Here is an 11,739-nt window from a genome sequence, read left to right as displayed (position 1 = left end):
TCCTCTTTAGCGGTAGTCTTTCTTGCGGGATCAGGATGCCTGAACTTTAAATGCTCTACGTTCTGATCTATAAATTAACAGGGCTGTCACCAAGCGGTTTATCCGCCTGGAGACAGCCCTGTTTTTTTCGGAATACAGGCTTCGGCATGGGGCTATCCCCTAATCCTTCCCCTATACTTCGTTACTTTCCCTATACCTCATATCGTGCGTTCTGGCCTTCCTCATCCACATATTCGATGACCGTCCGATTGGCGGAGAGATTTACATTCAGGGTGCAGCGCAGATTCCCTTTGCTCCATTCGAGCCGGATTTCGTCCTTGGCGGAGTCCAGCACCCGGAACTCCCCGTTAAAGGCCTCATACCCGTTACGGAACCGGATCAGCTGAAGCAGCCGCTGCACGGCCTTCTTCTCCAGCGATCGTTCGATCTCCTCCACGCTGAAGTTATGCCGGTTGATTTCCCGTCCTTCCCCCGTCCGCTGCACGCTGTCCATATCGTTCTCACCGGCCAGAAGCCCTACATAGTACACCTGCGGAATGCCCGGTGTAAAGAACTGGATGGCCCGGGCTGCCAGATAGGCGTCGTCGTCACCATTCAGGACCGAGTAGAACGAGCAGCGGATCTGGTGGACATCGAACCCGTCACTGGCTTTATGCTCATCGGAGAGAATGAGGCTGAGGTTGGAGCCGCGCTCCACGCAAAGATCGACCAGCTTCCGCGCCTCCTTCGTATCGATCAGATCGTCGAGATCGGGCTTCACGGGGATGCCGTCATGGCAGTCCAGCATGGTGAACTGCTTCGCGGGACGCGCCCGCAAATAATCAAGCAGCGCTTCGCTGTTCTTGTTCACCAGCGTATCGAGGATGCGGTAAGGCAGAATAAAGTCATAAATCCAGAATCCGTGCTCCGCCAGCTTGTATTGAATGCTGTAATGGGCATGAACCTCCGGAAGAAGCTCGATTTCATGCGAGTCGGCCAGCTCCTTGATCCAGTCCAGGAATTCATAAATGTCCGGTTCCACGAAGAAGCAGCTGGTGCCGAGCTTTTTAACGACATAGCCCACGGCATCCAGTCTGACAATCTTGACCTTGTTTCGCTTGAAATTCTCGAAGATCTCCTTCAGCAGGCTCTTGACCGTCTCCGAATGGATATCGAGGTCGATCTGCTCGGACGGATCGGTCTTTCCGAAGGTGGTCCACACCTTCTCCTCTTCTCCGGTCTCCTTGATCGTGAAGGTGGAATATGGCAGGCTCCGCCGCAGAAACATTTTGGCGATGTCCTCCGGTACCGGCTTTCCGTCCTCCCATATTTTATCCAGCGTCAGAAACAGGTCCGCATAAGGCGAACGTCTTCCTTGCCCCAGAAAATCCTGAAAATACGCCGACTGCCGCGAAATATGATTGACCATCAGGTCCAGCAGAACATCGTACTTTTCCCCAATGGCCTTGATCTCTTCCCACGTTCCGAAGCTTGGCTCGATCTCCAGATACGTAAGCGGAGCGAACCCTCTGTCTCCCGACGAAGGGAAGGGGGGAAGAATATGGACACCGCCCTTGAAGATACCCGCAAAATACCGCTCCAGCACATGATTCAGCCCCGCTAAGTCCCCGCCCATCGAGTCGGGATACGTAATCAGCTGTACTTGGTTGTTGACCGCCATTTCCTGACCTCCTATATCTGATAACGTTGTTCAAGTTCCACAAGCTTCGGCAAATCGACGACCGCTCCCATATATTGCAGCTTATAGGCGCTTACCGCCATCCCGAGCTTCAGCGCCCTGCGAATGGGATAACCTTTGACCAGCGCGGCATAAAAACCGGACCAGAAAGCGTCTCCCGCGCCCGTCGTATCCGCCACATCCTTGGCGAGGGTATCGAATTTCACCGTTTCCTTTCCGTTGGAGACCAGAGCGCCGTCCTTGCCCAGAGTGAGAATCACCAGCTTGACGCCAAGATCCAGAAACTTCCGGAGCTGGTTCTCCGGCGTATCGGCCCCGAATAACCGCTGCGCGTCGTCCTCCGACGGCTTGGCGATATCCACGTGGCGCAGGATGGATTTGACATAACGGGCGCCGTCCTCCCCTTTCTCCCATAGCATCGGGTGGTAGTTGGGATCAAAGCAGATGAGCACCCCATTGCGCCCGGCATCCCGCATCACCTCTTCCATCGTCTGCCTCACCGGCTTTCTCGACAGGGGCCAGCAGGAAAAATGGACGATCTTCGTCCGCTCCAGCGCCTCCTTAAGCTCCGGCGTATAGGCCAGCTGATAATCGGCCCCCCGGTAGAAGATCGGGATCGGCGTCGCGCGGCTCTTGGTGATCAACACCATACTCGTCGACTCCTCCACCTGCTGGACACAGCGTGTATCTATGCCGGCCTCCTTCAAATGCTCAATCAGGAAATGGCCAAGCCCGTCGGCTCCCACCGCCGAAGCGACAAGCGGACGAGCCCCGAGCTGCTTCACATTCATAGCGATATTGGAGGGCGATCCTCCAAAAAATTTACGGTACGTCCGGCTTTCAAACGAATCGCCGTATTCCTCGGAAATCATATCGACGAGCATCTCGCCGACGGTTAAAATATCTAGGTTTCTCTCTGGAAATTCCACTCTATCCTCAAATTCAAACACGGGTATACCCCCTACGGTTCTTCTTGAACTTTTCCGGTTATTTGATCGATCCCTGCATCACCCCCTGGATAATGTACTTCTGGGCGAAGAGATAGACGATCATGATAGGCAATATTGTTAAGACCAGACCGGCCATCAAAGGCCCGTAATCCACGGAGTACGTACCATAGAAGGAATAAGTGGACAGCGGCAGCGTCCGGTTGCCGGGACTGATGAGCACAAGCGACGGCAGCAGATAATCGTTCCAAATCCACAGGACATTCAGGATCGAAATGGTCGCCGTGGTCGGGGCCAGCACCGGGAAGACAATCCGGAAAAAGGTCTGCGTGCGCGTGCACCCGTCGATTTGCGCAGCTTCCTCCAGCTCGGCGGGCACCCCTTTGACAAATCCGTGATAGATAAAGACCGCGAGCGAGCAGCCGAACCCGAGGTACATATAGATCAGCGACCATTTGTTGTCCAGCATGTTAAGGGAACCGTAAATCTTCACAAGCGGAATCATGATAGCCTGGAACGGAATAATCATGGAAGCGACCATCATCAGAAATGTGTACTGGCTGAATTTCGTGTTGTTCCGGACAAAATAATGCGCCGTCATGGCTGCGAACAGCGAGATGATCAGGACCGAGCACACGGTGATGATCAACGAGTTGAAAAAGGAACCGAAATAGTTCATATAATCAAACGCTTTGCTGTAGTTCGCCAAATTGAACGATTGGGGAAGCCCCAGCGGATTGGACGTAATCGCGGTATTTTCCTTGAAAGAGTTAAGCAAGAGCAAGAGAAACGGAAAAACAAAGAGAACCAGCAGCAGACTGAGAAGCACCGTCTTAACCCATCCGGAGTAAGCTTTCGTTCCTGCCATCAGGCCTCCACCTCCAACTTTTTGCTGAAATACACCTGGAGAAGCGTAATGACCGTGACGAGCAGGAACAGTACCAGCGCCTCGGCTTGGCCCAGACCATAATCGCGGGACAAGAAGGCCTTGCCGTATACATGCATGGATACCATTTCGGTGCTCTTGAACGGTCCGCCTTTGGTCAGCGATAGGTTGACGTCATACACCATAAAGCCGCGCTGGAGCGTAAGGAAGATGCAGACGATAAAAGAAGGAACCATCAGCGGAAGGGTGATTCGGCCCAGCTTGGTCCAGCCGTTTGCCCCGTCGATGCTGGCCGCCTCGAGAATATCGTTCGGCACGCTCATAAGTCCCGCGATGTAGATAACCATCATATAGCCGGCATACTGCCATACGGTAACAAGAACCAGCGACCAGAACGCCTTGCCGGGCTCCGAGAGCCAGGAGGCTTCCAGGAATGGAATGCCGGTCTTCGTCCCGATATACACGAGCACCTGGGAAAAAATAAACTGCCAGATCAGACCGAGAACGATGCCGCCGACCAGATTGGGCACAAAGAAGCCGGCGCGGAAAATGTTCTGTCCCTTCATTCCCCGGGTTAATCCGAATGCCAGCAGAAACGCCACCGCATTCACCGAAATCACTGTAAACAACACGTATTTCAAAGTCAGGCCGAAGGACTTCCAGAAGACGGCGTCCTTGAATACACCCAGATAATTGTCAAAGCCCACAAGCGATTGCGTAGTCGAAATGCCGTCCCAGTTCGTGAACGTCAGGTATAAACCGTAGAAGAAAGGCACGATCATGACGGTCAGGAAACAAAACAAGGTGGGACCGGTAAACAGCAGGCCGCCGCGAAGCCGGCCCCACCTTCCCTTTTCTGTATTCATCGAGATCCCTCGCTATCCGTATAATAAATGGCAGCGGATAAGGCCCTGCGGCCTTATCCACCATGTCTGCCGCATTGCAGAAGGTTACTTCAGATTCTTCCAGTAATCTTGAATTTCTGTCGCCAGGCCCTTACGGTCGCCCGCTCCGCTCAGGTATTTCTGCATCGAGGCGCCGACAACGGACCAGTGGTCGGCCGGCATCAGGCTCATCGACGGCTCGGACTTGCCTCTGGCGATATAATCCTGAATGGACTTGCCCAGCGGATCGGCTGCCGGAAGCGTAATGTTCTTGAAGGCCGGAATAATGCTCGATTTGTTCACCAGGAAATCCTGGCCGTTCTGTTCATACACAATCCAGTTGAGGAAGGTCTTGGCCGCCTCTTGCTGCTCCGGCGAGCTCTTCTCTTTATCGACTACGATGCGTTTGGAGACCGCCGAGGAGATTTCCTGGTTGCCGTAATCCGACGGATTGTTGCTGACCGGAACCGGCAGGAAGGCGTAAGCGCCGCTTGCGGTATCAAAGCTTTGGATTTGCGGCCATGCCCAGTTGCCCTGGAACCAGAGCCCGACTTCGCCTTTGCCCAGCATTTCGCCTCCGCGCTCGTAAGCGCCGGACAGCGGCGATTTCTGGTCGATGTTGTATTTCATCATGATGTCGAAGGTATCCATCAAGCCGTTAAAGACTTTGTTCTGGGTGAGGTCCACGCTTCCCGCCTTGAGCGATTCGATGAACTTGTCGACCTCGGCCATGTCCTTGCTCTGTCCCGCATAGGCAAGCGGCAGGAAGTGAGCGCCAAGCGACCAGTCCATCGGAGAGATGATCAGGGCCTTCTTGCCGGATGCTTCAATCTGCTTGAACAGCTTCTCCAGGTCTGCGGTCGTCTGAACGGTGGACGGATCGAAGGTACCGCCTACCGCTTGGTCCAGCACCTTCTTGTTATAGATGAAGCCATAGCCTTCAATCGAGAAAGGGAAGCCGTAATTTTTGCCGTCAAAAGTCGTATAGGAAGTCGCATTCTCTACCGCATCCGCATTCCATTTCTCGCCGCTCAGATCGAGAATGCGGTCCTTGAATTTCTCAACGTCAGCCGTATCCAGCATCATCATGGTTGGCGGGTTTCCGGATGCATACAGCGTGGAAGCCTTTTCAAAAGGAGATGTGCCATTGGGTGCCGCCATGATTTCCAGCGTAATGTTCGGGTGGTCCTGATGGAATGTCTTGGCGGCCTCCTCCAGCTGGGTTTGAATTTCGCTCTTCGAGTTTAGCAGGGTAATCTTAACCTTTTTCGCAGAACCGTTGGCCGAGCTTTCAGCGCTGTCTCCGCTGTTGGCATTTCCGCCGCAACCGGCAAGAACGAGAGAGAGAGCTGCAGTGCAGGCAATTCCTTTGACCCATCTAGTCTTTTTCATGTACCTTCCTCCAACCTTAAGATGTAATCGCTTGCAACTTACAAACTGATTATATGTCAAACCTTTAACATATGTCAATGGTTTGACATGTCAAACCTTTAGCATATTATTTTCGAAAAAAAACTTTCCGTTGTTATGTGGTCTCTCTTTCGACCAGCTCAACGGAAAGCACATTGTTAAAGCTCACTTGTTCGCCTTCGATTTGTCTGTGAAGAAGCCGAACCGCCTGATGGCCCAATTCATCGATCGGCTGCCGGATCGTCGTCAGCTCCGGTGTCAGCCAGCGCGCCGCCCCGACATCGTCGTACCCAACGATACGCACGTCCTCCGGAACTCTTTTGCCAGCCCTAATGCATTCCTTGAGGGCATAGGCGGCCAAGATATCGCTTGTCGCAAAAATACCATCGATGTCCGGATTGGATTCCAGCAGCGTATGCAGAAGTTCACTGTACAGCGATTCGTTGAACACGTTCATATCGGTCTGAACGACCAGATGGCCCACACCCGCCCTGCCCGCTACGTCGAGAAAAGCGTCGGTCCGCTGATTGGACAGCATCTTCAGATCCAGGTTGCCGCAAATGTGGGCGATCTTACGGCAGCCTTTGGCCACGAGAAGCTCGGCTGCCAGTTGTCCCCCCCGGTAATTGTCCGAGCTGAGACAGGGAATCTCCTCGTCGATTTTCCGGTCAATCGTAACAATTGGGGAACGAAGATTCTGGTATTCTTCAATCTCAAGCGTATGGCTGCCCATAATGATTCCGTCCACCCGGTTTCGCTTCAGCATTTCGATATAATCCCGTTCTTTGGAGGGGTCCATTTGGGAATTGCAGAGCAGGACCTTATACCCTTCCATATCCGCGTAGTACTCCACCCGATCCGCCAGCTGGCTGAAAAAGGGATGCGAGACGTTGGGAATGATCAATCCCAGAATATTCGATTGCTTGCGAAGCAGGGAACGCGCAATTTCATTGGGCTGGTAATTCAGTTCACTCATTGCCTGGTACACCTTGCTGCGGGTCGTCTCGCTGATGTATCCCCGATTATTCATAACACGGGAGACGGTTGTTACCGATACCCCTGCTCTTAAAGCCACATCATGAATGGTCGCCATCACTCCACACTACTTTCAAAAAGCATATGATTTTAAAAAAATCTGCCAAATCACTTTATTTTACTGCTTTTTGCCGGATTGCAGCAAGTGGCTCTGCCGTTTCATATGGCCATATGAATATTGAACTGAAAAGTTCATTAATTGCCTGCTTCTTTATTTATCCCCCGAATGCCAGTATAGACAGCTTCACATAGGTCCGTTGTATACTTGCCTGACATTCCTTCGAGCGCCGTATTCGTAAACGCGACTACACTGAGTTCCTCTGTTGGGTCAACAAACCAGGAATGACCGTAAGTCCCGCCCATCCGCCATGTTCCTATTGATTCCGGAGTATTTGCAGCAATGGGGTCCTTAAGCAATGTAAGGCCTAAACCAAATCCTCTCCCCGGCCAATACGGCATTATTAGGTCGCCGATTTGATTGGTTGTCATTTCATTAACCAGCGCTTCCGGAAGAATAGGGTATCCTCCACGGCGTAACGTTTCCAGCAGCTTAAGGAAATCACTTGCGCTGCCAACCATGCCAGCCCCGCCAGAAGGATAAGCTGATTTATCGTTCATTCGATTGGGAGCAAGTCGGAATCCCGCTGTCCCCTCAATAAAAGGGACGGTATCTAAATCGAGCAAGCGACGAGGTTCCCCGGGGCCATCAGCGTAAGCGGCGGTCAGCCTGTCCATGTCCACAACTGAAAAAGCAGTGTCTTTCATGCCTAGCGGCCGGGTAACGAGCATTTGGACAGCTTCATTTAGCGGCATCCCTGTGACCTTTTCTATCACTGCCCCCAACACGTCTGTTGCAATAGAATATCTCCACATTTCCCCTGGCGCATAAAGAAGCGGAACCGAAGCGAGTCTTTGCAAATTTTCCTCAAGCGTAATCCGGGCCAGATCCATGCCGTCCGATACTCCGGCTAGTTCGTATGTTCCCTTGTCTTCTTGGAAGAACCGGTAAGTTAGTCCAGCGGTATGTGTAATCAAATGATGAACGGTAATGGATGCATAACCGCCAGTCGGCAGTTTAGGGCGAAATGCAGGCAGCCATTTATCCACTGAATCACTAAGCCGTAATTCCCCTTGTGAAAATAAGACCAATGCAGCTGTTGAAACAATAGGCTTGGTTACCGAGGCGAACCTGAACAAAGCGTTTTCTTGCATCTTCCGCTGCTGCTCGCGGTCGGCATAGCCGGCAGCCCTGCTGTATACCAGATCTCCTCCCTTTGCAATCTGAACAACGGTACCCACAACTCTTTTTTCGGCAAGTGTACGGTCAATCACTTCGTTGACGCATGCATGCAAATCATTTTTTTCCATAATTCTCATTTAGCTCTCCCTCTCCTGTTGTTATTAACTTGATTATTTAAAGTGAGTGTGTTTATTATATAAATAATTCCAGAGGCATTACATAAGCGATTTAAGGTTGGCTCATTCAATCAGAAGGATTATAAAGGTATTTATAATAAATATCTTTGAATTTATAAGGAGGGGATGTCGTGGACGAAATCGATCATCACATTCTGTTTCACCTGCAAAACCAGGCGAGATTATCCATGACCGACTTGGGGAAGCTGATTGGCTTGTCTCAGCCGGCCGTAACGGAACGCGTGAAACGAATGGAAGAAAAAGGGGTTATTGAAAAATACCGCACTGTGGTTTCCCCGCAAAAAGTGGGCAAGCAGTGCACAGCTTACATGCTTTTTCGGACGCGGGAATGCTATGCTTTCCTTGATTTTTGCCGTGAATCGCCTGAAGTGTCTGAATGTTATCGGATCAGCGGAGAGCACAACTATTTATTGAAAGTAATGACCGATTCAACGCTGGGACTGGAAGAGTTCGAAAATCGGTGTGATCCGTTCGGGACCTATACAACCCTAATTGTGATGTCTTCCCCTATCGCATATAAAGACCTTATTGAAAGCGCGAATTTACTGGCATAAAACAGTCCGGTATCGAATGAAAAATAAATAAAAAAAGGAATCCGGCAGATCGGGTTCCTTTTTGCGTTCCAAATATAATGGTGTATCTTTACTTTTTTCTAGGGAACCCGTGCTTTTGGGCCCACCCGGCTATTATCAGAGCGGGAAGCAGCAAGATGAACAAGGAAGCCGGAAGGTATTCCGCCCCGAACCACTCAAGAAGGATAGCGCCGATGATCCCTCCCCCGCCGATAGCCAGATTCCATACGGTAACAAGCATCGATTGGGCAATATCCGCGCCCTTGCCCCCTGCTTGAGCAATGGCTGTCTGCAGTAAGGTTGCCGCCCCTCCAAACGTAAGTCCCCATGCCGTCACGCCTAAAAGAATAACTGGAGGTTGACCTGCGCCAATCCCGATCGCTATGGAGGCCAACGCAAACACTGTGATGCTGACTAATACGAGCAGCCTCATGAAACGGTCGATGAATAACCCTACAATCCAAATGCCCAGGACCGAAGTTATACCGAAGATCATCAAAACCAAATCAACCCTGCCGGCAAGCGCTGTCCGGGCGAGATACGGAGAAATATAAGTGTATAGAATGTTATGAGCCAACACCCAAGTCAAGACAACGAATAGAATTGGCCTCACTCCAGGAATCAAGAAGACCTTATAAAGAGGAAGTTGATCATCCGAAGGTTCCCCTCCATAATCCGGCAGTTTCCAGAGCACCCAAACAATCAAGACTGCTGTCAGCATGGACACGGTTCCGAAAATCAAGCGCCAACCCACAAGGTTTCCGAAAAAGGTACCGACCGGCACGCCAAGCGCCAATGCCAAAGGTGTGCCAACCATGGCCACAGCCATCGCTCTTCCTTTCTGTGAATCAGGCACCATTCGACGCGCATATCCAGCAGTCATCCCCCATAACACGCCGGCTGATACCCCTGCAAAGAAACGGGCTGCAAGGGTCAGCGCATACACGGAAGATAAAGCGGTTATGGTGTTAAACAAAAGAAAACCGATAATACACACCAATAAAAGTGGACGGCGTCTCCATCCGCGGGTGGCGGCCGTTAACGGTATGGCAGCCGATAGTGACCCGACCGCATAAAGAGTGACGAACTGTCCGGCAAGAGCCTCCGTTATTCCAAGGTCTTCTGCCATGTACGGCAGCAAACCGGCCGGCAGGCTTTCAGTAAGTATACATATAAATCCAGCCATGGCCAGTCCCAGCAGGCCAGTTAACGGTAACCGTCGCGAAACTTCAGCACTTTCACCAACTTTGGTAAGAACAGTTGTATTAGAGTTCATGAAGAAAAAGTCTCCTTTATCATGTGTTTGAAATGACTTACGGATAAGTTTATATAATTCATCCGTAATATTGCATACATGATTAAAGGGAATTACGGCAATTTGGAATGATCGTACAGTTATCTCCTTAATAATTCTTATAATTTTAAAGTCGGTGCTTATAGTAGTTCGTTCCGGTTCGCTTCGAGGCGACCTCCAGCATCCGGGCGGCCGAAGCCTGCGCTTCTCTGGCAAGCTGCTCTTCATCCGTGCCGACCAACCTTCCGTCTTTGACGACGACCTTTCCCCCGACAATCGTCATGTCCACGGGCCGTCCGCTGCCGACCGCAGCCGGCAGCGCCGCATCGTCGAACAGCGCTCCCGCGAATTCGAGCCGCCCGGCGTCGATCATGAACAGGTCGGCGGCCTTGCCCGGCTCCAGGGAGCCGATGGCATCCTCCCAGCCGAGCACCCGGGAAGAGCCGACGGTGCCTACCCACAGGCTCTCTTCAGCCGACAGCCCGTTCAGGCCGGAGGTCAGACGGTGCAGCAGATATGCCTGGCGCACCTCCGCCAGCAGATTCGAACCGTCGTTGGAGGCGGAGCCGTCAACGCCGAGTCCCAGCTTCACGCCGGCATTCAGCATTTGCCGGACCGGAAGCACGCCGGAGGACAGCTTCATGTTGCTGCTCGGGCAATGAGCAACGCCGCAGCCGCAGGCTCCAAGCCGGTGAATTTCGTCGTGATTGAAGTATATGCCGTGCGCATACCACACGTCATTGCCCGTCCATCCCGTCTTCTCCATGTATTCCAAAGGCCGGAGTCCGAGCTTGTCATAGCAGAACTTCTCCTCATCCTGCGTCTCCGCCAGATGGGTATGCATGCGCACCCCGTAGCTGCGGGCCAGCTTGGCGGATTCACGCAGCAGGTCCTCGGAGACGGAGAACGGCGAGCAGGGCGCCACGCCGACGCGGAGCATGGAGAACGGGGAAGCATCGTGATAGGTCTCGATGACCCGCTGCGTGTCCTTCAGAATCACATCAATCGGCTGGGTCACCTCATCGGGCGGAAGCCCTCCGGCCGATCTGCCCAAATCCATGGAGCCCCGCGTCGGGAAGAAGCGGATGCCGAGCTCGCGCGCCGCCTGAATCTCCTCGTCAATCAGCTCGCCGCTGACCCCGTTCGGGAAGCAGTAGAAATGATCCGACGCCGTCGTGCAGCCGTTCTTCAGCAGCTCGCCAAGCCCGACCTTGGCGCTTAAGTACACATCGCGAGGCTGCATATGTCTCCAGATGTCATACAGCGTGACCAGCCAGTCGAACAGCTCGCAATCCTGTGCCCAGGGAATGTTGCGGGTAAAAGTCTGGTACAGATGATGATGCGTGTTGATCAGTCCCGGATAGACAATCTTGCCCGCCGCGTCGATCACCGTGTCCGCCGTTTCATAAGGCAGATCGTAACCGATCGCCTTGATTTCATGCCCCTCGGCATAGAGGCTGCCGCCGGGATAGCATGTGCGGCCTTCATCCATGGTTATGATGTTTCTGGCATTCCTGATCAGCAGAGTTCCCATTCTCTTCTCCTCCTTATTGGATAACGCAAATAGGACCACATAAAAAACCTAACCGGACGGAC

10 protein-coding genes are annotated in these 11,739 nt (G+C 52.4%); 1 reads left to right on the top strand and 9 read right to left on the bottom strand.

The genetic code is table 11. The features are described from left to right. Positions 1-190: 190 nt before the first annotated feature. The 7 genes from gtfA to KIH86_RS22240 form a co-directional block, all read right to left on the bottom strand. Positions 191-1,660 (bottom strand): sucrose phosphorylase, encoded by a 1,470-nt coding sequence (gene gtfA / locus KIH86_RS22270; RefSeq protein WP_223083517.1) that lies wholly within the window; start codon positions 1,658-1,660, stop codon positions 191-193. A gap of 11 nt (positions 1,661-1,671) precedes the next feature. Further along, positions 1,672-2,628 carry a carbohydrate kinase family protein gene (locus KIH86_RS22265; protein ID WP_223083516.1) on the bottom strand — a complete coding sequence of 319 codons (957 nt, stop codon included), beginning with the start codon at positions 2,626-2,628 and terminating at the stop codon, positions 1,672-1,674. 37 nt (positions 2,629-2,665) lie between these two features. Beyond that, positions 2,666-3,493 (bottom strand): carbohydrate ABC transporter permease, encoded by an 828-nt coding sequence (locus KIH86_RS22260; protein ID WP_223083515.1) that lies wholly within the window; start codon positions 3,491-3,493, stop codon positions 2,666-2,668. Then, complete coding sequence (locus KIH86_RS22255; RefSeq protein ID WP_223083514.1) at positions 3,493-4,377, bottom strand: carbohydrate ABC transporter permease; 885 nt, start codon at positions 4,375-4,377, stop codon at positions 3,493-3,495. Before KIH86_RS22255 ends, KIH86_RS22260 begins: the two co-directional genes overlap by 1 nt. 84 nt (positions 4,378-4,461) lie before the next feature. Continuing rightward, complete coding sequence (locus KIH86_RS22250) at positions 4,462-5,787, bottom strand: ABC transporter substrate-binding protein (RefSeq protein WP_223083513.1); 1,326 nt, start codon at positions 5,785-5,787, stop codon at positions 4,462-4,464. A 133-nt stretch (positions 5,788-5,920) separates the two neighbouring features. Next, positions 5,921-6,898 carry a LacI family DNA-binding transcriptional regulator gene (locus KIH86_RS22245; RefSeq protein WP_223083512.1) on the bottom strand — a complete coding sequence of 326 codons (978 nt, stop codon included), beginning with the start codon at positions 6,896-6,898 and terminating at the stop codon, positions 5,921-5,923. Between the two features lie 137 nt (positions 6,899-7,035). Then, positions 7,036-8,217 (bottom strand): serine hydrolase domain-containing protein, encoded by a 1,182-nt coding sequence (locus KIH86_RS22240; protein ID WP_223083511.1) that lies wholly within the window; start codon positions 8,215-8,217, stop codon positions 7,036-7,038. Positions 8,218-8,387: 170 nt separating this feature from the next. Between KIH86_RS22240 and KIH86_RS22235 the strand changes: the two genes are divergently transcribed. Continuing rightward, positions 8,388-8,831: an Lrp/AsnC family transcriptional regulator gene (locus tag KIH86_RS22235; protein WP_223083510.1), complete on the top strand. Its 444-nt coding sequence runs from the start codon at positions 8,388-8,390 to the stop codon at positions 8,829-8,831. Between the two features lie 88 nt (positions 8,832-8,919). Here KIH86_RS22235 and KIH86_RS22230 read toward each other — a convergent pair whose 3' ends face one another. Together KIH86_RS22230 and KIH86_RS22225 are read right to left on the bottom strand one after the other, a co-directional pair. Further along, a complete protein-coding gene (locus KIH86_RS22230; protein ID WP_223083509.1) occupies positions 8,920-10,125 on the bottom strand; it encodes an MFS transporter in 1,206 nt (401 codons plus the stop codon). Positions 10,126-10,270: 145 nt separating this feature from the next. After that, positions 10,271-11,677, bottom strand: coding sequence for an 8-oxoguanine deaminase (locus KIH86_RS22225; protein ID WP_223083508.1), 1,407 nt, complete (start codon positions 11,675-11,677; stop codon positions 10,271-10,273). Between the last annotated feature and the right edge of the window lie 62 nt (positions 11,678-11,739).

This window comes from Paenibacillus sinensis (assembly GCF_019904155.1).
Classification (GTDB): Bacteria; Bacillota; Bacilli; order Paenibacillales; family Paenibacillaceae; genus Paenibacillus_AQ; species Paenibacillus_AQ sinensis.
The sequence above is the reverse complement of the archived record's forward strand: the minus strand, read 5'-3'. Positions and strand labels throughout refer to the sequence as shown.

Excerpts from the sequence above, each read along its gene's own strand:
- gtfA (WP_223083517.1), bottom strand. The coding sequence starts at position 1,660 with ATGGCGGTCAACAACCAAGTACAGCTGATTACGTATCCCGACTCGATG.
- KIH86_RS22230 (WP_223083509.1), bottom strand. The coding sequence starts at position 10,125 with ATGAACTCTAATACAACTGTTCTTACCAAAGTTGGTGAAAGTGCTGAA.
- KIH86_RS22255 (WP_223083514.1), bottom strand. The coding sequence starts at position 4,377 with ATGAATACAGAAAAGGGAAGGTGGGGCCGGCTTCGCGGCGGCCTGCTG.
- KIH86_RS22240 (WP_223083511.1), bottom strand. The coding sequence starts at position 8,217 with ATGAGAATTATGGAAAAAAATGATTTGCATGCATGCGTCAACGAAGTG.
- KIH86_RS22250 (WP_223083513.1), bottom strand. The coding sequence starts at position 5,787 with ATGAAAAAGACTAGATGGGTCAAAGGAATTGCCTGCACTGCAGCTCTC.
- KIH86_RS22225 (WP_223083508.1), bottom strand. The coding sequence starts at position 11,677 with ATGGGAACTCTGCTGATCAGGAATGCCAGAAACATCATAACCATGGAT.
- KIH86_RS22260 (WP_223083515.1), bottom strand. The coding sequence starts at position 3,493 with ATGGCAGGAACGAAAGCTTACTCCGGATGGGTTAAGACGGTGCTTCTC.
- KIH86_RS22245 (WP_223083512.1), bottom strand. The coding sequence starts at position 6,898 with ATGGCGACCATTCATGATGTGGCTTTAAGAGCAGGGGTATCGGTAACA.